This window comes from Streptomyces sp. NPDC041814 (assembly GCF_055590565.1).
This window is the reverse complement of the sequence record NZ_JBVJAM010000007.1, coordinates 281,394-300,452: the sequence shown is the minus strand read 5'-3', so window position 1 is coordinate 300,452 and position 19,059 is coordinate 281,394. Positions and strand designations below refer to the sequence as shown.

Below are 19,059 nucleotides of genomic sequence, written 5' to 3'. Positions count from 1 at the left end.
CTGCCGACCCCGCCGCCGCCCCGGCAGCTCCCTCTTCGGGCTGCCCGGCCGGGGTGCCCCGGCGAGGTGCCCGCCCGCCGTAGCCGTACGGGCAGCGCGAGGAGACCGGCAGACACGTTGCAGACGGAATTTTGAACCTCGCGAAATTCACCACAACCCACTCAACACGAGGGAGTTCAAGGAGTGCGGAACCGTTTGCAGTTGCTTATCGTCCGTGGAGGTGAATGATCCGCCCTCCGTCCCGCCGACCGACGGACCGACCTCTTGGGAGCACCTCGTGAATCCGACATCCTGGAGACGCCGCGCACGCGCCGCTCTTCCCGTGCTACTGGCCGCCGCTCTCCTGGCGTCGGCGACGCAGGCCGGCGCGACTCCCGCCGCGGCGCCCGAGACGCCGGAGCCCGCCAGGATCGACTTGGTCCTCGACCTCTCGGGGTCGATGAACCAGGCGGACGCAGGCAAGGGCCGGACCCGGCTCTCCGCAGCCAAACAGGCGGTCACCCGGATCATCGACAAGGCGCCCGCCCGGGCCGAGCTGGGACTGCGCGTGTACGGCGCCACGTACCCCGGGGAGAACCGGAAGAAGGGCTGCGCCGACACGCAACCGGTGCTGCCCGTGGCCACGATGGACCGGGCGGCGCGGGCCGACGCCAAGAGCCGGATCGCCGGCTTCGAGGCCGTCGGGTTCACCCCCATCGGGGTCTCGCTGCGCGCGGCGGCCAAGGACCTCGGCCCGAGCGGCAAGCGCCGGGTCGTCCTGGTCTCGGACGGTGAGGACACCTGTGCCCCGCCGCCCCCGTGCGACGTGGCCCGCGAGCTCAAGGACCAGGGGATCGACCTGGCCGTGGACGTGATCGGATTCCGCGCACCCGCCTCGGCCCGCGCCCAGTTGAAGTGCATCGCCGACGTGACGGGCGGCGCGTACACGGACTCCGACGACGCGGACGCGCTGATCTCCGATCTGGACACCCTGTTCCGCAAGGAGTGGCGGACCTACCAGGCCACCGGGAAGCCGGTCGACGGCTCGCTCGACGGCTGCCGGAACGCACCGCTGGTCGAGCCCGGCCAGTACCTGGACGAGTTCACCGGGGGACGGGACCTCTACTACCGGGTCAAGAAGCGGCAGGACCAGCTGCTCCAGGTGAGCGCCACCGCCGTCGCCGAGAAGGGCTACGCACGCGGGTCCATCATCACCGTCGCCGCGGGTCCCGCCGACGAGACCGAACCCCGCTCCTGGCTGCGGGAGTTCGACCAGTCCATGGGGTGGGCCAACGTCATCTCCGCCGGAGGCCGCAGCGGGGCCGGGGGGAAGCCCGACAAGCCCGCGGAGGACGACATGGGCTGCGTCCGGGTGGAGAACCACGTGACGAAGGCCGGGGATACGGCCATGCCCGTCGAACTGCTCATCGGCATCGCCGACCGGACGGCCCGGGCGACCGCGGTCACACCTCCGGAGCCCCGCGTCGGAGCCGATGCCGAAGGGGGCTTCTCCTTCAACGGCGCCACCCCGATCGGCCCGGGCACCCACCGCCAGTCCATCACCGTCGGCGAGGCACCCTTCTGGCGGGTCGAGCTGAAGGCGGGGCAGCGGCTGACGGTCAAGGCCGGTGTGGACATCCCCGACGACTTCCCGCCCGCCACCACCGCCGGACTGGCCGTCACGGTCTACGACGCGACGCGCACGTCGACGCTGTGCAACGAGGACAACAGGCTGACGGAGCTCTTCGCACGCCGGACCGGACACATCGAGCGGGTCTGCGGCCCCTGGGAGATCACCGAGCCGCGCGCCACGCCGAGCAGCGCCCCCGACGCCTACGACGTGCCGGGCACCTACTACATCCAGGCGCAGATCGCCGAGCCGGGCGCCCGGGCCAAGGGGATCGTGGTCCCGCTCTCGCTGGACGTGGACGTCTCCGGCACACCGCGCGCCGATGACAGTCCGGTCTTCCGCTTCGGCGGCGGGACCGGGACCGACCGGGAGCCCACGGCATCCGAAGGGGCGAAGAGCGCGAAGCCGGGCGCCGTCGCCTCCGCCGCAAGCGCTTCGAAGGAGGACGACTCGCGGCTGAGCCTGCTCGCCACGCCGGTCGGCGCCGGGAGCGCCGGGGCCGTGGTGCTCGCCGCCTGCGCCCTCACCTGGTTCGCGCTGAGGCGCCGCCGGACGGGCTGAGACCGCCCACGACGGGATCACCCTCCCCCGTCGGCCCCGGAGGCCCGTCCGGCACCCCGCCCGGGCGGGCCTCCGCGCGCCGTCCGGACACCGCGCATCCGCCCAGGACTTTCTTCGCCCGAAGCCCTCTTGTCGCGCGCGCACCCGGTTACTAGGGTCACGTCCGTATCGAAGCGCTTCGACACAGACGCCTCGACGCCTTCTTCCGGCAGCACGCGCGACGTACAGGAACGGATGCCATGCCAGTCCGAGACCAGACGGGCACGACCGTCAGAAACCCGGTGATCCCCGGGTTCCACCCCGACCCCAGCGTCTGCCGTGTGGGCGACGACTACTACCTGGTGTGCTCCAGCTTCGAGTACTTCCCGGGCATCCCGCTCTTCCACAGCCGCGACCTGGTCAACTGGACGCAGATCGGCAACGTCCTCGACCGGCCCGAGCAGCTGCGCCTGACCCCAGAGACCCGCACCTCCGGCGGCATCTACGCGCCGACGCTCCGGCACCACGACGGCCGGTTCTGGCTCGTCGTCACCAATGTCGAGGTGGGCAACCTGCTGTTCACCACGACCGACCCGGCCGGCCCCTGGTCCGACCCGGTCCCGCTCCCCGGCGTGCCCGGCATCGACCCGGACCTGGCCTGGGACGAGGACGGCACCTGCTGGTGCACCGTGGCCGGGGTCTCCCAGGTCCGCATCGACCCGCTCACCGGCGAGGCCTTCGGCGAACCGCGCCGCATCTGGTCCGGGGCGCCCGGGGCGAAGGCGCCGGAGGCCCCGCACCTCTACCGGATCGGCGACCACTGGTACCTGGTCATCGCCGAGGGCGGCACCGAGCGCGGGCACGCCGTCTCCGTGGCGCGCGGCCCCTCGCCCTCCGGGCCGTTCGAGCCGTGCCCGGACAACCCCGTGCTCACCCACCGGGGCCGCGAGCACCCCATCCAGAACACCGGCCACGGAGACCTGGTGCAGGGCCCGGACGGCTCGTGGTGGCTGGTGCTCCTCGGCGTACGGCCGGGCGGCGGCACCCCGGGCTGGCACGTGCTCGGCCGGGAGACCTTCCTCGCACCGGTGACCTGGGTGGACGGCTGGCCCGTCGTCGGCGAGGTGAGCACCGAACTCCCGGCACCCCCGTGGCCGTTGGCGCCCGCCCCCGCCACCCCGGCCCGGGACGACTTCGACCTGGCCGAGCCGCGCCCGTACTGGATCTCGCCGCGCCGCTCCACCGCCGGGCGGGCCGGGACGAAGGAGCGCCCCGGCTGGCTGACCCTGCACGGGCGCGGCTCGACGCTGGACGACCCGGACGCGGTGTTCACCGGCCGCCGCCAGCAGCATCTGGCGTGCCGGGCGCGCACGCTGGCGGACGCGGCGGACGGCTGCGGCGGGCTCGCGGTCCGGCTCGACGAGGCGCACCACTACGCGGTCGAGGCGGACGGCGGCGAGATCAGGCTCGTCGCCCGGATCGGCCCGCTCCGCACCGTGGTCGCCTCCCGCCCCGCGCCCCCGGGACCGGTGGTGCTCGGGATCGACATCGTCCCCACCCGGGCCCCGCTCGACCCGTGCACGGGCCCCGACACCGTCTCCCTGGGCGTCGAGGAGCCGGACGGCACGTTCACCGCGCTCGGCTCCCTCGACGGGCGCTACCTCTCCACGGAGGTGACCGGCGGCTTCACGGGCCGGGTGATCGGCCTGTACGCGGAGAGCGGCGCGGTGCACTTCGACTGGTTCGCGTACGAGCCCCTGGAGGGCTAGGCCGCCGAGGTGGCCCCCACGACGGGCGTCTCCGGCAGGGCCTTCAGGATGTCCCGGAGCAGGTCGATGGTCTCGTCCTCCGCGTCGGTGCCCAGCTCTTCGTTGAGCCGGTTCAGCCGGTCCGCCGCCTCGATGACGGCGGACCGGTCGCCGCGCGCCGCGTGGGCCCGGAACAGGTCCCGGGTGAGCAGTTCGCTCTCCGGGGACGCGACCAGGCCGCGCGTGGCCGCCGCGACCGCGCCGGTGAGGTCACCGGCGGCCAGGCACCGCTCCGCCAGCTCGTGGGCGACGTCCACGACCGACGACACGATGTCGTGGAACATGGTGTCCGCCCACAGGTAGTTGCGCGGATTGGTCCCCGCGAACGGGGTGCCCCGGACCAGCGAGAGCGCCCGCGCCAGCGCGGTGTCGGCGGCGGTGCCCCGGGCGTGCATGCCCTCCTGGTACAGCTCCTGGAAGTCCAGCCAGTCGCACCGCACGTACGGGGCGAAGGCGTACCGCCCGTCCGTCACGAACGGCAGATAGGACTGGCCGCCCATCCAGGCGCGCAGCTTGCTCACGTTGGAGTTGCGCAGCGAGTGCCCGACCTCCCGGCCCGGCCAGATCGCCTCGTCCAGCGCGCGGTGCTCCAGGCCCGGGTGCAGGACGAGCCAGGCGGCCATCTCGGTCAGCCGGCCGCGGCGGTTGGACTCGACCGGACCCTCGGCGGACTCCATCTCGACCGGCCCGAGCACCCGGATGTACGGGTGGGCGGGCACCGGGGCCGGAGCGGTGATCGTTTCCTCCACGGGGGCGGTGTGCATCGGGTTCCCGTCCTTCCCGGCGGCCTCCGGTTCCGGGGCGGCCATGACGGCGAGCGTGAGTCGTGGGTCCTGCGGCCGCGCCCAGTCGGGCGTCGGCTCGTCCATGGGCCGCCCGGCGACCGCCATCAGCTCCAACAGGGCCGCGTACTGGGCGGGTTCGAGGCGTTGCAGCATCACTTCGAGGTCCGTCTCCGGAATGGTGACGACGACGCCGGGCGCCGCGTCGACGCTCCAGGTCTCCGGCAGTCCGAGGCCGGAGTCGGCACTCGTCACCGCCGCCAGCGAGGTGCGGGGCTGCGCCGCCGTCAGTTCGAGCAGGTCGAGGGCGCTCGGGTCAGTGCCGGTCAGCGGCAGGGCGCACAGCACGATCTGCGGCGCCCAGGCGTCCGCCCCGGCCCCCATCAGCCGCGCCTCCCGCAGGCTCTCCGCCCCGCTCTCCGCCAGCGCCCGCCGCTGCGCCTCGTCGTGGTCGCGGAGGCCGGTGACGGCGGAGGCCAGCGTCGCGTGGTACACGACGCGGCCCGGGAACGCCGTCTTCAGCTCCTCGCCGAAGCCGACCAGCCGGACCGTGTGCTCGGCGTGCAACGAGTCGGACGCCAGCTCCACGGCCAGCGCCAGCAGCACGGACCGTACGTCGTCCGCCTCGCCGTCGAGCCGGAGCATCCCGATCCGCTCCAGGTCGACCAGGACCGGGAACCCCTCGAAGCTGGTGCCCAGGCTGATCAGCGCCGGATACGGGAGCGCGGTCGCCGAGGCCCCCTCGGCCAGCAGCAGCGCCTCCGAGCCCTTCGGGCACCACCAGATCTCCTCCCCGCTCACCACGGGCACGAACGGCGTTACGGGGGCGGCCGGTTCGCAGAGGTGGAGCGCGGCCCCGTCCGGCGTGACGACAACGGCGTCGAGCTGGGGCAGCGCGGTGCGCTCGCGCGCCAGCTCGGCGGAGAGGGTGCGCAGGGCGCGGTCCAGCAGATCGAGCCCCTCGGGCACGTCCGCCGAGGCCGCCCGCATGTCCCTCTCCAGCACGGCCGCGTCGCCCTCGGGCAACGCGATGCGGCGCCGGGGGCGCCGACGACGCTGCTGCACGATGCGGCGCGTGCCGAGGACGCCGAGGACCCCGGCGGCGAGCAGGGCGCCGATTCCGGCGCCGGTACGGGCGGAGAAGCCGGTGTCCTCGTCGGCGGATGCGGTGTCGGCGGGGGCCGCCGCCTCGGGCTTGTCCCGCTCGGGCGCGGGGGTCGGCTTCGCCGACTCGGCGGGCTTCGGCTTGGCGGTCTCGGCAGGCTTCGGCTTCGCGGTCTCGGCGGGCTTCGGCTTCGCCGTCTCGGCGGGCTTCGGCTTCGCCGTCTCGGCGGGCTTCGGCTTCGCCGTCTCGGCGGGCTTCGGCTTCGCCGTCTCCGCCGGCTTGGCCGGGGCGGGCCTGGCGCTCTCGGCCGGGTGCGGCTTCGCGGACTCCGCGGGCTGCGGCTTGGCCGACTCCGCGGGCTTCGGCTTCGCCGTCTCCTGCGGCTTCGGCTTCGCGGGGGCCGGGTCCGCCGGCTTGGGCTTCGTGGGTGCGGGGCGGGACGACTCGTCCGGCGCCGGGGCCGTGGGCTTCGGCTTCGCCGGTCCCGGGGCGGCCGGGTCCGCTTCCTGCGGGCCCGACGCCGGCAGCTTCAGTTTCTGGCCCGGGATGATCAGGTCCGGGTTCGTGAACGTGCCGCCGCCCGGCAGCTCCGCACCCCGGTTGAGGTCGAAGATCTCCCCGTAGCGCGCCGGGTCGCCGAGTTCGCGGTCCGCGATGGCGCCCAGCGAGTCGCCGGGGCGGACGGTCGCCGTTCCGGCGGAGGACTCCGCCGCCTCGTGGGCGGCCCCCGTGCCGGCCGGCATCCGCAGCTTCCAGCCGGGCTGGAGGAAGCCCTGGGCGTGGAAGACCGTGCCGTCCGTCATCACCCGGCCCTCGTTGAGCCTGGCGATCTCGTGCCAGCGGTTGCCGTCGCCCAGCCGGTCCTCCGCGATGCTCCACAGGCTCTCGGCCGGACGGACGTCCCGCACGGTGTACGAGTCGGCCGACGCGGCCTGCCGCGTGGTGCGGGCGTCCGAGGCGTGCGCGGTGTCCTGGGCGCCGGTGTGGGCGTACGACTGGGTCACGGACACCGGCGCGGCGGCCGGTGCGGCGAGGGCCGAGCCCGCCGTCGGCAGGAGCACCAGGATGCCCCCGATCAGCGTCGCGGCCGCCCGCTGGCTCGCCCCGAGGCCGCTCAGCCGACGGGCCGTACGGCCACGCAGCTGCGCGGGGATCTCCAGCAGGACGGAGAAGGCGAAGCCCGCCCAGCCGACCCAGCCGGCTGCGGCGAGCAGGAGCAGGAAGGCGCCCCCGGTGTCCTGCCGGGAGAACAGGTGGGTCAGGTCCTCGATGCCGTTGCCGAGGACGAGGCCGGTCGCCCACCAGAGCAGCACCGGCAGCCCGACGAGCAGCGCCGCCAGGACGGCCAGGCTCAGCAGGGCCCGTATCAGATTGCCAACCGTACGCACCGCGATCACGACCCTTCCGGGGCGACGACACCGTGGATGAGCGTGGCGTGCCCCTCCCCGTGGACGGACATGGAGGAAATGCCGACGACCGTGAGGAAGCGCGTGTCGTACGTGTCGGTCACGGTGACCGTCACCCGCTTCCCGTCGGCCGACACCGTCGCGCTGCCGTGCGCCCCGGCCGCCGAGAGGTACGCCGCGGCGGCGGCCTGCGCGGCGGCGGGCTGGGCGACGACGGCCTTGCCCGGGATGGCCTGGGCAGGATCGATGGCCTGGCCACCGGCCCGGGCGGCCTCCATGGCGATGGCGTCGGCCCGCTCCGTGGCGCGCAGCTTGCCGCCGCCGTCCACGGTGATCCCGATGACGGCGAGGAGCGCCACGGTGATGATGGCGCTGTAGACGGCGATGCCGCCCCGGTCGTCGTACGTACGCATCAGTCGCGCTCCCGGTACGCGTCGACCGCCGAGGTGAACGTCGACGTGAGGGTGTGGCTGCCGGGGGCGCCCGGCAGCATCAGGTCGGACAGCGGAACGGTGCACGCGACGGTCACGCGGACCGTTCCGACGGTGCCCAGGGGGGCGTTGAGCCCCGACGCGTCCACGCTGACCCGCGTGCCGGAGCAGGTGAGGCCCTGGTCGGCCAGGGTCTCCTGCGCCGCGGCCAGCGCGTTGCTCCGCGCGGCCCCGGCGGTGCGTGAGATGGACGCCTCGCGGGCCGCGTCCTCGGCGGCGGCGTCCACCTTGTTCCCGGCGGTCACCACCCGGCCGCCCGCGAGTGCCAGGCAGAGGAAAATGATCATCAGCGGCGTGACGATCGCGGCCTGGATCGCCTCGCTCCCCCGGTCGTCCCAGTTCACTTCATCCCCCGGTCGTCCAGCGCTCCACCGGCCCGGACGCGCTCTGTGTGATCGTCAGCCCCGGCACCCCGGGGAGCAGCGACGGTGCGCGTCCGGTGACCTGGACGCGGATGCGCTCCGCCGTGCTGCCGCCCGTGGAGACGGACGGGCCGAGCAGCGTGTTGCCCGCGATCCGGCCGAGCACGGCCTGCGCGCGCTCCGCCCCGGCGCCCGGGCCCGACTCGTAGACCCGTGCGGCCGCGACGCCCTCGCGCGCGGCGGTCAGGGCCACGTTGCGCGCGTAGTACCAGAGCGACACCTGCACCACCGCGATCGTCAGCAGGATGATGAAGGGGAAGACGATCGCCATCTGGACCGAGGTGTCGCCGCGGTCGTCCAGCGGGCGGCGCGCGACGACCGCGGGCTTCATCAGATGCCCGCCAGCTTGCCGTTGTACCTGGAGATGACCGTCGCGATGGTGCCGGCGATGAGCAGCGCGCCCGTCACGGCGGCGACCCAGATGATCACCGTGGTGATGCTGACGTCGCCGCGGTCCGGGTCCTTGGCGCCCTGCTCGACGCGGTCGGCCAGCACCGCCAGGACCATGGTCAGGGATACAGCGGCCCGGTTCGTGAGCTTGTTGATCGCGTTCATGCTGCGAGCCTCCTCGTTCCTTCTCTTCGTGTGCGTCGACTCCCTTGCGGGAAGACGCTGTTGGGGGTGACGGCGGTTCGGCCCGTAGCCGGTTGTTACCGCTGTTACGTCGCCATGATGTTGATCACCGCGGGGAAGGCGACCATCAGCATCACGAGGACGGCGAGGAGCGCCCCGGGGGCGGTCATCTTCTCGCTGTCCTCGTTGGCCTCGGCGGCCTGCTTGGCGAGCAGTTCGGTCCGCAGGGACTTGGACCGGGCCCGCAGCGTGGTGTAGACGGCGGCGCCGTCGTGCGCCGACATCCGCATGATCTCGGCGACGTCCTCCAGGACCGGCAGGTCCAGCTCCTGGGTCAGCTGGACCAGCGCCTCCCACGGCGGCACCTTGTCCACGCGGGCCCGCATCATCGCCTCCTGGAGCCGGGTGAAGGCCCAGCCCCGGCCGACGGCGGCGGCCCGTTCCAGGGCCTCGGTCGGCCCGGAGTCGGCGGCCCGCTTGAGCGCGACGAGGTCCAGATAGGCGGCGATCGCGTGCGAGAACTCCTCGCGTGCCCGCGCCGCCTGGTCCCGGACGGACAGGTCCGGGATGAACCAGAGCAGCGTGCCGAGCACCAGCCCCACCACGACCGGCAGGTAGAACGGCACGCCGAGCCCCATCAGCGTCCAGGCGCCGACGACGAACGGCGGGATCAGCAGCCCTCCGCCCGCCAGCGCCGCCTTGAGCAGCAGGAACCGCTCGGGGGTCTGGCCGACCAGCGCCAGGTCCTTGCGCGGGATGGTGACCCCGGGCAGGCCCTGGAGGTGTTCCAGCAGCCAGGCACCCCACTCGTCGTCCCGGCTGGCCGGGCCCGTCTCCTGGTCCGGTTCCGGCGCGGTGGCGTTCAGGCGGCGCAGGCTGGCGGCCAAGTCGGGCTGCGGGCCGACCAGTTCGCGGATGAGCAGAGCGAGGCCGCCGCCCACGGCGAGGCCCGCGAAGATCGCGGCCGGGGGTATCACGACTGGGCCTCCTGAAGCGGTTCGGGCGGTTCCGGCAGTTTGACCCGGCTGCGCGGATCGGCGATCAGGAACCGGGCCACCGGGCGGTGGTCGGCCAGCGAGCGCATCCAGATCAGCACCCCGGCGAACGCCGCCGTCAGCAGGGCCAGGACGAGCTGTCCGAGGAGCGTGCCGTACGGCGCGGTGTAGCTGGGGACGAGGAATCCGGCCCCGACCACGCAGAGCGTGATGATGGTCATCCACCGCACCGTGGTGCGCGGCTTGGCCCGGTCGGCCTCGATCTGGCGGCGCTTGCCGACCTCTTCGCGCACCGCTTCGGACAGGTCCTCCAGCGCCTGCGCGAGCCCGGGCCCCCGGTCCGACGCACAGAGCATCAGCGCGGCGAGCACCTTGTCGGCGGTGACGTCGTCCAGTGCGTCGGCGAACGACTCCAGCGCGTCGGCGGGGCGCCAGCCGACCTGGAGGCGGTCGGCGAGGTCGGCGATCTCGTGCTCCAGCTCGGCGGGCGCGCCGCGCCGGCTGGCGATCATCGCCTGTTCCAGGCCCATGCCGAGCCGCAGTACGTCGGACAGGCGCTGGGTCCACTCGCCGAGCGCCTCCAGTTTGTCGATGCGCACGGTTGCGTTCTTCGTGGGCGAGAGCAGCCAGGGCACCCCGACCACGGCGGCGCCGACGAGCAGCCCGCCGGTGAAGACGCCGGTGATCACCCAGACGGCCAGGCCGAGGACGCCGCCCGCGGTCCAGCGGGTCCGGCGCCGCATGGCCGCGTCGCGCGCCACGCTGCCGCCGAGGCCCTTGCGGGAGCGGCGGACGGGGGGCGGGGCCGTCGTACCGACCAGTCCCGTGACCAGGCCCACCAGGCCGCCCGCGACGGCGAGTCCGGCGAGCACCCACATCAGCATCAGGTTCATCCGGCCATCACCTGGAGGTCCAGCGGGCGCGGCCAGGAGCCGTGCGGATGGTCCAGCAGGTGCGCGGGGAAGCCGACCCGGACCAGGTCCTCCAGGCAGGAGGGGTGCATGTGCGGGACGGCCCTCGGCTCGCCGGGGCGGGGCGCGAAGATCCGGTTGGTGGCGGGGCGGCCGTTCTCGCCCATGCCGGTGACCTCCAGGACGTGCGAGACGAACCGGTGCCGTTTGCCCTCGATGCGGGTCTCGTCGCGCATGGAGACGAACACGATGAAGTCGAGCCCGTTGGCGGCCTGACGGTAGGCGAGCTGCTCGGTCATGTTGTCCTGGGCCAGCAGGTACAGCTCGGCGATACGGTCGAAGACGATCTCGGGGCGGCGGGCGTGGATCGTGCAGAGGTTGCCGCCCTTGCCGTTGGTCATCGCCTGCATCATGGCGACGATCTCCTGGCCGCGGACCTCGCCGACGACGACCCGGGAGAGCGACATGCGCAGCGCGCGGTGGATGAGGTCGAGCAGGGTGATCTCGCCCGCGCCCCGGCCGTCGGCACCGCGTTCGCCGTTGGACTCGCGGGACTCCATCGGCACGACCTGGCGGTGGAAGCCGTTGGTGTGCGCGAAGAGTTCGAACTCGGTCTCGATGGTCGCGAAGCGCTCGTCCGGGTCGATCTCCTTGAGCAGGGCGCGCAGCAGTGAGGTCTTCCCGACCGCCTGCTCGCCCGTGATCATGATGTTCTTCTCGGCGCGCACGGCGGCGGCGAGGAAAGCGGCCAAGGTCTCGTCGATGGCGCCGAGTTGGATCATGCCGTCCAGGTCGACGTCCTTGACGCGGTGCCTGCGGATGGTGACGAAGGTCTTCGGGGTGACCCCGGTGACGGCCTGGAGCCGGGAGCCGTCGGCGAGGCGCAGCGCGAGGAACGGGTCGGCGGTGGACAGGGTCCGTTCGCTCTGCCCGGTGCGGCGCGCCAGGTCGCGGAGCATCTCCTGGAGCTCCTCGTCGGAGTCGGCGACGGGCGCGACCCGGACCCGTCCGCTGTCCCCGTAGTCCAGCCACACCTCGTCGTAGCCGTTGATGAGGATGTTCTCGACGCGCTCGTCGTCCAGGTAGGGCTGGAGGCGGCCGGCCCGGAAGAGCATGTCGTACACGGCGGAGGCGAGCGCGGCGTCCTCGGCCTTGGTGGTGCTGGCGCCGCGCTCGACGGCGATGGCGTCGGACCAGACGGCGACGGCCTCGTTGATCAGCGCCCGGCCGCGCTGGGCCTGGGACTCCGGGCTCATCCGGGGCGATGCCTTGATCTCCTGGGCGAGCCGGTCCGCAACCCGCTTCTTGATCTCGCCGGCGACCCGGTAGTCCACGGTCGCCTGCGGGAGGCGGTCCTCGCCGACCGCCCGGATCGAGGAGACCCCGGCGGTGGGCCGCTGCGCGGCGCGCGGGTCGGTCCGGGGCGGCACGGGCGGGCCGAACTCGCCGCGCTTGAACGCGACGGTGTGCTCGGCGGCCCGACTGGGGTGCATCACGGGGTCGGGGTGCAGTGGGTTAGCGCGCATCGGCCATGTCCCCTTCCCCGTATGGTCCTTGCTGGTTGTACGGGCCCTGGTTGTACGGGCCCGGGGCGCGGGGTGCGAGGCGGTCGCGGCGCAGGGCGATCCGCTCGCGCAGCGGTCCGGCGGCCGCGCGGGCGGCGCGCATCAGGTCGGAGCGGTCGAAGCGGCTGCCGCCGTCCACGCCGTCGGACAGCACCTCGGCCTGCTTGGGCCGCCAGGGGACCGTGGCGAGCACCGGCACCCCGAGGGCCTTCTCGACCTCGCCGGACTTGTAGGGCCCGCCCTCGACCAGCAGGACGGCGAGCGCGTCGGCGCCCGTGCCGCCGGGCCCGGCCAGCGACTTGCGCAGCGCCTCGACGCGGACCTGGGCGCTCTGGACTCCGCGCAGGGTGTTGCGGACGACCATCACGACGACGTCCGCGCGCTTGGCGAGCACCGCCGACGCGCCGAACGCACCGCGCCGGCCGAGGTCGACCAGGACGTCGTGCTGGTGGTCCTCGATCCGGGCGAAGAGCTCGGCGAGGCCTCCCCAGGCGGGGTCAAGGCCGGCGGCCTGCGCGGGGTCGGTGATCCCGGGCAGCAGGAGCCGGCTGCTGCTGTTGTCCTCGGAGATGTCGACCAGCTGGCGCCAGAACGCCTCGACCAGTTCGTCCTTCCGCTGGGCGACGGCGAGGTTGCGCAGCCCGTAGCGGGCGTCCATCCGGCCCTGGAGTGCGCCCGCGAGCACGGCCCCGCCGTCGGGGTCGCACTCGGCGAGGATCAGCCGGCGCCCGGGGTCCAGGGGCCAGGCGAGCAGCAGGGCGAGCGCCGTGCTGGTCACCCCCGGGGCCCCGGTCCCGCCGGCCAGCGCGATCACGGACATCAGGAACCGCTCCCGCTCTTCACGACGATCGCCACCCGGCCGGTGGCGGCCCGCGCCGCGAGGGCCGGCCCGTCGGTCGCCGGGACGGCCACGTCGATGGTGGCGACCCCGGTGGCGTCGGCGGGGTCGCCGACCGCGACGACGGTGGCCGCGATGGTCTGCGGCGGGGCGTCGGCCGTCTCGTCGTTCTCGCCCGGGGTGCTGACGATGAGGACCTTGCGCCCCGGGAACAGCCCGGTGGTGGGCCGCTGGGAGGGCTTGGTGGCGACGCCGACGAGGGTGTCGCCCTGCTTGAGGAGGCTGGTGTTCGTGTACTGGTCGCGGGCGAGCAGGGCGCCCGGGGTGAGCGCGACCGCGGCGCGCTTGCCGACGACGCTGCCCCGGTCCACCGCCTTGACGGGCTTGAGGGCCGGGTCGAGGGATATGGAGACCTCGGTGAGGTCGCCGTCCTCGATGACCTCGCCGGCCGCCACCTCGTGGCTGACGGCGAGCACGTCGGTGCGCTCGCCGGTCGCCGTGAACAGCAGCGCGCCGGAGAGCCCGCCGACCGCGGTCAGCGCGAGGGACAGTGCGATGAGCGCCGGGCGGCGCCGTCGCTGCTTCAGTGCCCGCGGGGGCGCCACCGGGGTGGGGCCGGGGGTGCCCGGCGCGCCGCCCTGGTAGGGCGGGGCGGCGGTCTTGGTCCTGCTCAATGGGTGCCTCCAGCAGTGCTTTCGCTGCTCGTGCTCGTCATCGGGCGGTGGCGCGTCCCGGTCGTCAGCCGACGACCTGGAGTTCGCCGATGGCCACGGTGGTGGCGGACTCCCGGGTCTCGGTCAGGTCGCCGCTCTCACCGCCGCCCTCCCAGTGGATGGTCCACGTGGACGTGGCGGTGACCTTGAACTTGTTCCCGGCCTCGCCGCGCGACGTGTGGCGGTAGACGTGCCCGCAGTCGGGCGACTCCCGCTTTCCGTACGACTCCCGGTAGGGCTCGCCGGGCTTGGTGCAGGTGACGGACGAGCCGTCGCCCATGTTCCACACGACCTTCGACACCTTGGCGGTGGCGGTGACCGTGACGGCCCCGGCGGAGACGGTCCTGGTCTGCGGTCCGGTGGTGTTCGGGTGCTGCTTGTTCCACATCCAGACCGGCAGCCCGACCAGGCCCGTGCGGCCCGGCTCCGGCGCGATGCCGATGTCGGCGCCCTTGAGGGTCATCTGCGCGACGGCGCGCTCGGCCAGCTCGGCCGGGGTGGGCCCGGCGTCCTTGCCGATCGTGCCGTTGGGGAAGAACGTGTCGCGGGGGACGAAGGTCCCGGCGCCCTTGTACGGGAAGTCCGGGCAGTTGGTGGGGTGGTAGATGTCGCCCTCGTCCGGCTTGTGGTTGCCCCAGACGATGTAGTCGTCGGCCGGCGGCTGCGGGTCGAGCAGGATCCAGTAGCAGGACTCGTTCCAGAAGCCGAGCCCCGGCACGTAGCAGGGGATCTCCTGGCCGTTCTCCCGGTGGCACTTCCGGCCTCCCCCGGAACCGCCGCCCGTGCCCCCGCCGGAGCCGCCGCCGTCGCCGGGCTCGCCCGGGTCCTCGGCGGTGATGTCGCAGACCTGCGCCCCGGGCGGGCACTTCACGCCGCCGTCGGCCACGGCGGCCTGCGTTCCGGCCAGCGTCAGCGCCGCCGCGGCCAAGGCGGTGAGCACGCCGCGCGCGTACCGGCCCCGGGTCAGCATGTCCGGTCCTTGTCGATCGTGTAGTCGACAATCCGCCAGCCGCCCTTGCCGTCCTTGGCCGTGGTGGCCTTCGCGGTCCAGGGCCGGCGGTCGTCGTCCTTCACACCTGCAATCGGTTTGCCCGTCGCGCGGCGCACCACGATCCCCGTCACGTCGACGCAGTCGGTGATCGTGGCGGTGTGCACCGAGGACTCCACATCGACGGCGGTGACCTTCGGCGCGATGACCGGCGGCCCCGTGTAGGTGATGTCCGTCTTCTGGTAGTACGTGAAGGCATCGATGATCTTCGCCGCGGCGTCGCCGGTCGTGTAGTCGCTCAGCTTGACGTCCTTCATGCTGCCCGTGGAGTACGCCTTGGTCTGCGCGTCCCACATCCCGCGGTACGCGGCCAGGGCGTCGCGCTCGGCCGCCGCGCGCTTCTTCTTCGCGCCGTCGTCCTGGGTGCTGCTCGCCGTCGGCCCGGAGGGCTTCTTCTCGTCCTTCGCGCCGCAGCCCGTGGCCAGTACGAGGAGGCAGACCGCCATCCCCGAACAGGCCATCAGGCCGGTCTTCCTCCCGCGTGCCATCGGACCCCCCTGGTCCTGCGCCCGGGTGCGCAGCGTCGTCTGTGTCCGGTAAGTGATGTGCCGTCATTCTGCATCAACGGGCCGGTCGGAACGGGTGCCGTTGTGTCACAACTATGTCCGACTGCGGTGACAGAAAGGCCGGTTGGCGGCCCCGGTGTGCGCAGAATCTGACCACCTCACCCGCAACACCGATCACTTCCGTGTCAACGATCCAGCCAGGGCTCCGGGTTGGCCGGTCAAGACCTTGCCCGTGCGGCCCGCGTCCCGCCGGCCGCCCTTGTCCGGGCCTGCCCGACCGTGCGGTCAAGGGGTGAGGCGCACCATCAGCCGTGTTCCACAGCACGTCCAGGGGGAGACGATCCAATGCGCACCGACGCACCACCACCGAACAGGACCGAGGGGCTCATCGGCCGCCTCAACGCCGAGTGGGCGGACCTGAGCCAGGACGAGACGTTCCGGCTGCACCTGCGCCGCTGGTACGGCGACCCGTCGCTCACCGGCCCGCAGTCCGTGCTCGACGCCCTGCGCGCCTGCCGGACCTCCGGCGACCAGGACCGCATCCTGCTCCCGCTGCTCCGGGCGGCCGTCACGGGCGGCCCCGGTGGCCGGCTCGCCGCCCGGACCGCAGTGCAGACGATGCTCCCGAAGGCCATACGCATCGCCCGCAGCCAGCTGCGCCCGCAGTACGACTGGGAGGAGACGGTCTCCCTCACGGTCGGCGCCCTCTTCGAGGTCGTCCGGACCTATCCCCTCCACCGCCGCCCCCGGCGCATCGCGGCCAACCTCTCCCTGGAGACCCTGCGCCTGACGCGCCGCCTGATCGGGCCGGACACGTCCGCCGTGCCCCTCGACCCGGACAGCGCGGCCGGCATCTCCGCCGCGGACCCCTGTCCCGCCTCCCAGGCCGAACTGACCCTGCTCCTCGCGAGGGCCGCCGACTACCGGCTGCTCGCCGAGGACGAACCGGGGCGCGCGGCGGGCTGGGACGCCCGCGCCGAACTGGTCGAACTCCTTGTCTGGGCCCTGGAGTCGGGCGCGCTGGACGTGGAGGACGCGCGCCTGATCACCGGCTACTACCGGGACCGGCCCGCCGGCCATCCGGTCACCCCGCGCCCCTCCGCGCGGGACGGCGCCCGACAGCGCCAGCGGCGCAGCAGGGCCGTCCGCCGGCTGGCGGCCGCCGCCTCCGGCAGGTTCGCGGCCTCCGACGGGCACGCCGCCACCGGCAGCCCCGCCACCTCTGACAGGTTCGCGACAGCGAAGTGACGATCCAGTGACACAAGTCACCAAGGATGTTGCTCAGTTGGCGTCACGCCCGTACGGCCGGCCCCACCTCCCCCGTACGCGCCCCGTATCCCGCCCAGCGCCCCAGCCCACCGAAAGGCTCCGGAGGACCCCCGTGACCCCCAGCACCATCGCGTCCTCGGACGAGGACGGACGCGACGTCGTCGATCCCCGGCACCCGGTGCTGTGCACCCCTCAGGGAGACATGCGATGAAGCGCGGCCTCAGGCTCACGAACAAGAAGCAGAGCAACACCGAGCACGCACCGCCCCCGCAGCCGAAGGCCACGCGCACCTCGCGCTACGCCCCCTCCCCGCAGGTGGTTCCGGCCGGACCCTCCGACGACGAGCCCGAAGATCACGACGAGCTCGACGAGGCGGCCTCCGGTTGGCAGCAGAGCACCGTCAAGATGGCGGGCCTCACCAAGCTGGTCACGGCCGGTGTCTGGATTCTGGTCGTGGCGGGTCCGTTGCTGGCGTTCTTCGCGATGGCGGTGGCGTCTTCGACACAGGCGACGACGGCCACGGGAAAGCAGAACCGGACCAACTCCGCCCCTTCCGCCACAGGGCCCTCAGGGTTCGCCGAGCTCTATGTCGCGGCCTACCTGTCCGCGGGCGAGGGCACGGAGGACGACCTGCTGCCGTACTACGCGGAATCCGTGACACTCGCGAACGAACCCGGATCACGCTCCGCCTCCCGCGTCACCACCGTGGCGGCCCAGCAGGTGGAGAAGGGCTACTGGGCGGTGACGGTCGCGGCCCGGGTGTCGGCCAAGGACAAGTCGGGCAAGATGACGGACCGGGGCATGCACTACTACCGAGTGGGTGTACAGGTCTCGGGTACGCCGGAGGCGGGCGGCACGATCGAGCCCTCGACGCCCCCGAAGACACGTCCCTCCGTCTCGGCTTCGGGCTCGGCACCCGCCTCCGCCGCGGCATCGCCCACGCCGGCCGGCACCGCCGCGGCGGCTCCCTCCGCGCTGTACGCCGCGACCTCGCTCCCCGCCGAGGTCAACGCGCCGGCCTCCGCCACCCACGGCGGCCTCACCTACAACACGGACCAGAGCATCAGCGAGGGTGATCCGGTCGCGGACACCGTGAGCCGGTTCCTCTCCGCCTATCTGACGGGCCAGGGTGAGTTGAACCGTTACGTCTCCCCCGGTCTGCAGGTGGAGGCAATCGTCCCCGCCCCGTACGAGTCCACGCTGATCACCGGCATCCAGGACGACACCAACCCTTCCGCCGAGGACGAGGACGAGGACGTTCCGGAGGACGGCACACGACGTCATGTACTGGTCTCCGTGAGTGCGACGACCGGCGGACAGGACTACTTGCTGACCTACGCGCTCACCCTGACCACCCGGGACGGGCGGTGGGAGGTGGCGTCGGTCGACACCGCGCCCGCCCTCTCCCCCACCCAGACCGGACCGGTCGCCGACGAAACCGCGTCCACACCGGACACCTCGTCGGACGGGTCCTCAGACGCCTCGGCGGACACCGTCGAGGAGTGACACACCACCCAGCTGATCACACGAGGGGAAACAGAAGTGAGTTACCACATCGAACTCATACAACTGGCGGGGGCCGCCCCCGACGGCCCGGTCGTCAAGTGGGTCAAGGACGCGATCACGGATGTCCGGACCATCGCCGTCGCCGCGGCCGGAGCCATGGCGGTCGTCGTCACGGTCATGGCCTACGTGAAGACGAAGTCCTTCGCGGGCACCCTGACCGCCGCAGTCCTCGGCGCCATCGTGGTCTTCGCCGTCGGGAGCATGGACGATCTCAGCAACATGATCGACGGCGAGGTTCCTGACAAGCCGAAGAGCATCTCCGTCGTCCAGCCCTACGCACCACTGGACGCCGTGGTGAGCAGGACCGACCTGCTATGAGCGACGGGCAGCCGTCCGGCGAGAAGCAGCTGATCGGGCGTTCCTACACCCGGGCACGCAAACACCCTCTCGTCATCGGCAAGCTTCCCGGCGGGGGGCGGATTCCCGGAGGGCCGTACACGATCACCCAGATCGTCACCATGGTGGTGGTCTTCGTGCTCCTGCTGGCTCTCCGGGATCTGTGGGCGGTCTTCGGACTCGGAAACGCCCTGGTGCTGGCCGTCGTCCCGTGGGGGCTCGCGTGGTTGATGCGGTACGCCCGGATGGACGGCCGCGACCCCGCGCGAGCGCTGCTCGGGCTGATGGTCTACGGCACCTCGCCGCCGGGGGGCAAGCTGGCCGGCCGCCCGCAAAGAACCTTCAAGACCAAGCTGGTGACGGGTCGGGTGACCGTTCACGTGCGGCTCCCCGAGGAGCCCGCGCCGGCACCCGCCCCCGAGACCCGTCCGGTGCGGCTCGTCACCACGACAGGCCGCACCGGTGGGCCCTCCGGCGATGCCGCACCGGCCGCGGCCGGCACGGCTCCGGCCCGCGCCCGTACCCGTCTCCAGGAACTGCTCGACGAAGCAGAGCGGCAGCACTGAACCGAAGGAT

At 73.0% G+C, this 19,059-nt stretch carries 18 protein-coding genes; 6 read left to right on the top strand and 12 right to left on the bottom strand.

Annotated elements, in window-relative coordinates; all coding sequences use genetic code 11:
- The first annotated feature begins 322 nt into the window (after positions 1-322).
- The gene (locus tag ACZ6C6_RS20010; protein WP_469204525.1) at positions 323-2,170 is read left to right on the top strand and encodes a VWA domain-containing protein; all 1,848 of its coding nucleotides are present in this window, start codon (positions 323-325) and stop codon (positions 2,168-2,170) included.
- 239 nt (positions 2,171-2,409) lie between these two features.
- Positions 2,410-3,918 (top strand): glycoside hydrolase family 43 protein, encoded by a 1,509-nt coding sequence (locus tag ACZ6C6_RS20005; RefSeq protein WP_469204523.1) that lies wholly within the window; start codon positions 2,410-2,412, stop codon positions 3,916-3,918.
- Here ACZ6C6_RS20005 and ACZ6C6_RS20000 read toward each other — a convergent pair.
- The 12 genes from ACZ6C6_RS20000 to ACZ6C6_RS19945 all read right to left on the bottom strand — a co-directional run bounded on the left by ACZ6C6_RS20000 (position 3,915) and on the right by ACZ6C6_RS19945 (position 15,294).
- Complete coding sequence (locus ACZ6C6_RS20000; protein WP_469204521.1) at positions 3,915-7,232, bottom strand: BTAD domain-containing putative transcriptional regulator; 3,318 nt, start codon at positions 7,230-7,232, stop codon at positions 3,915-3,917. The genes ACZ6C6_RS20005 and ACZ6C6_RS20000 overlap by 4 nt on opposite strands.
- Before the next feature lie 5 nt (positions 7,233-7,237).
- On the bottom strand, positions 7,238-7,663 hold the full coding sequence (locus ACZ6C6_RS19995) for a hypothetical protein (RefSeq protein WP_365677271.1): 426 nt from the start codon (positions 7,661-7,663) through the stop codon (positions 7,238-7,240).
- Entirely contained in the window at positions 7,663-8,085 is a 423-nt protein-coding gene (locus tag ACZ6C6_RS19990) for a TadE/TadG family type IV pilus assembly protein (RefSeq protein WP_073966377.1), read from the bottom strand. The genes ACZ6C6_RS19995 and ACZ6C6_RS19990 overlap by 1 nt, the downstream gene beginning before the upstream one ends.
- Position 8,086: 1 nt before the next feature.
- Positions 8,087-8,494, bottom strand: a complete 408-nt coding sequence (locus ACZ6C6_RS19985; protein ID WP_018102193.1) for a TadE family protein — start codon at positions 8,492-8,494, stop codon at positions 8,087-8,089.
- Positions 8,494-8,718: a hypothetical protein gene (locus ACZ6C6_RS19980; RefSeq protein WP_161209902.1), complete on the bottom strand. Its 225-nt coding sequence runs from the start codon at positions 8,716-8,718 to the stop codon at positions 8,494-8,496. Before ACZ6C6_RS19980 ends, ACZ6C6_RS19985 begins: the two co-directional genes overlap by 1 nt.
- A gap of 104 nt (positions 8,719-8,822) precedes the next feature.
- Complete coding sequence (locus tag ACZ6C6_RS19975) at positions 8,823-9,713, bottom strand: hypothetical protein (protein ID WP_469204518.1); 891 nt, start codon at positions 9,711-9,713, stop codon at positions 8,823-8,825.
- Entirely contained in the window at positions 9,710-10,624 is a 915-nt protein-coding gene (locus tag ACZ6C6_RS19970; RefSeq protein WP_469204515.1) for a type II secretion system F family protein, read from the bottom strand. Before ACZ6C6_RS19970 ends, ACZ6C6_RS19975 begins: the two co-directional genes overlap by 4 nt.
- Positions 10,621-12,168, bottom strand: coding sequence for a CpaF family protein (locus ACZ6C6_RS19965; RefSeq protein ID WP_469204513.1), 1,548 nt, complete (start codon positions 12,166-12,168; stop codon positions 10,621-10,623). The genes ACZ6C6_RS19970 and ACZ6C6_RS19965 overlap by 4 nt, the downstream gene beginning before the upstream one ends.
- Positions 12,158-13,027, bottom strand: coding sequence for a hypothetical protein (locus tag ACZ6C6_RS19960; protein WP_469204511.1), 870 nt, complete (start codon positions 13,025-13,027; stop codon positions 12,158-12,160). Before ACZ6C6_RS19960 ends, ACZ6C6_RS19965 begins: the two co-directional genes overlap by 11 nt.
- Complete coding sequence (locus ACZ6C6_RS19955) at positions 13,027-13,719, bottom strand: SAF domain-containing protein (RefSeq protein ID WP_469204509.1); 693 nt, start codon at positions 13,717-13,719, stop codon at positions 13,027-13,029. Before ACZ6C6_RS19955 ends, ACZ6C6_RS19960 begins: the two co-directional genes overlap by 1 nt.
- A gap of 64 nt (positions 13,720-13,783) precedes the next feature.
- Positions 13,784-14,728 (bottom strand): hypothetical protein, encoded by a 945-nt coding sequence (locus ACZ6C6_RS19950; protein WP_469204505.1) that lies wholly within the window; start codon positions 14,726-14,728, stop codon positions 13,784-13,786.
- Complete coding sequence (locus ACZ6C6_RS19945; protein WP_469204503.1) at positions 14,722-15,294, bottom strand: hypothetical protein; 573 nt, start codon at positions 15,292-15,294, stop codon at positions 14,722-14,724. The genes ACZ6C6_RS19950 and ACZ6C6_RS19945 overlap by 7 nt, the downstream gene beginning before the upstream one ends.
- 363 nt (positions 15,295-15,657) lie before the next feature.
- Here ACZ6C6_RS19945 and ACZ6C6_RS19940 point away from each other — a divergent pair, with 363 nt between their 5' ends.
- From ACZ6C6_RS19940 to ACZ6C6_RS19925, 4 genes are all read left to right on the top strand, one after another.
- The gene (locus ACZ6C6_RS19940; RefSeq protein ID WP_469204501.1) at positions 15,658-16,560 is read left to right on the top strand and encodes a hypothetical protein; all 903 of its coding nucleotides are present in this window, start codon (positions 15,658-15,660) and stop codon (positions 16,558-16,560) included.
- Positions 16,561-16,788: 228 nt separating this feature from the next.
- The gene (locus ACZ6C6_RS19935; protein ID WP_469204499.1) at positions 16,789-18,087 is read left to right on the top strand and encodes a conjugal transfer protein; all 1,299 of its coding nucleotides are present in this window, start codon (positions 16,789-16,791) and stop codon (positions 18,085-18,087) included.
- A gap of 36 nt (positions 18,088-18,123) precedes the next feature.
- Entirely contained in the window at positions 18,124-18,465 is a 342-nt protein-coding gene (locus ACZ6C6_RS19930) for a hypothetical protein (RefSeq protein WP_469204497.1), read from the top strand.
- Positions 18,462-19,049: a hypothetical protein gene (locus tag ACZ6C6_RS19925; protein WP_469204495.1), complete on the top strand. Its 588-nt coding sequence runs from the start codon at positions 18,462-18,464 to the stop codon at positions 19,047-19,049. The genes ACZ6C6_RS19930 and ACZ6C6_RS19925 overlap by 4 nt, the downstream gene beginning before the upstream one ends.
- The last annotated feature ends 10 nt before the right edge of the window (positions 19,050-19,059 follow it).

What these genes read in the sequence shown, in the direction of transcription:
- ACZ6C6_RS20005 (WP_469204523.1), top strand. Translation starts at nt 2,410, where the DNA reads ATGCCAGTCCGAGACCAGACGGGCACGACCGTCAGAAACCCGGTGATC.
- ACZ6C6_RS19995 (WP_365677271.1), bottom strand. Translation starts at nt 7,663, where the DNA reads ATGCGTACGTACGACGACCGGGGCGGCATCGCCGTCTACAGCGCCATC.
- ACZ6C6_RS19985 (WP_018102193.1), bottom strand. Translation starts at nt 8,494, where the DNA reads ATGAAGCCCGCGGTCGTCGCGCGCCGCCCGCTGGACGACCGCGGCGAC.
- ACZ6C6_RS19980 (WP_161209902.1), bottom strand. Translation starts at nt 8,718, where the DNA reads ATGAACGCGATCAACAAGCTCACGAACCGGGCCGCTGTATCCCTGACC.
- ACZ6C6_RS19970 (WP_469204515.1), bottom strand. Translation starts at nt 10,624, where the DNA reads ATGAACCTGATGCTGATGTGGGTGCTCGCCGGACTCGCCGTCGCGGGC.
- ACZ6C6_RS19965 (WP_469204513.1), bottom strand. Translation starts at nt 12,168, where the DNA reads ATGCGCGCTAACCCACTGCACCCCGACCCCGTGATGCACCCCAGTCGG.
- ACZ6C6_RS19960 (WP_469204511.1), bottom strand. Translation starts at nt 13,027, where the DNA reads ATGTCCGTGATCGCGCTGGCCGGCGGGACCGGGGCCCCGGGGGTGACC.
- ACZ6C6_RS19950 (WP_469204505.1), bottom strand. Translation starts at nt 14,728, where the DNA reads ATGCTGACCCGGGGCCGGTACGCGCGCGGCGTGCTCACCGCCTTGGCC.
- ACZ6C6_RS19945 (WP_469204503.1), bottom strand. Translation starts at nt 15,294, where the DNA reads ATGGCACGCGGGAGGAAGACCGGCCTGATGGCCTGTTCGGGGATGGCG.
- ACZ6C6_RS19940 (WP_469204501.1), top strand. Translation starts at nt 15,658, where the DNA reads ATGCGCACCGACGCACCACCACCGAACAGGACCGAGGGGCTCATCGGC.
- ACZ6C6_RS19935 (WP_469204499.1), top strand. Translation starts at nt 16,789, where the DNA reads ATGAAGCGCGGCCTCAGGCTCACGAACAAGAAGCAGAGCAACACCGAG.
- ACZ6C6_RS19925 (WP_469204495.1), top strand. Translation starts at nt 18,462, where the DNA reads ATGAGCGACGGGCAGCCGTCCGGCGAGAAGCAGCTGATCGGGCGTTCC.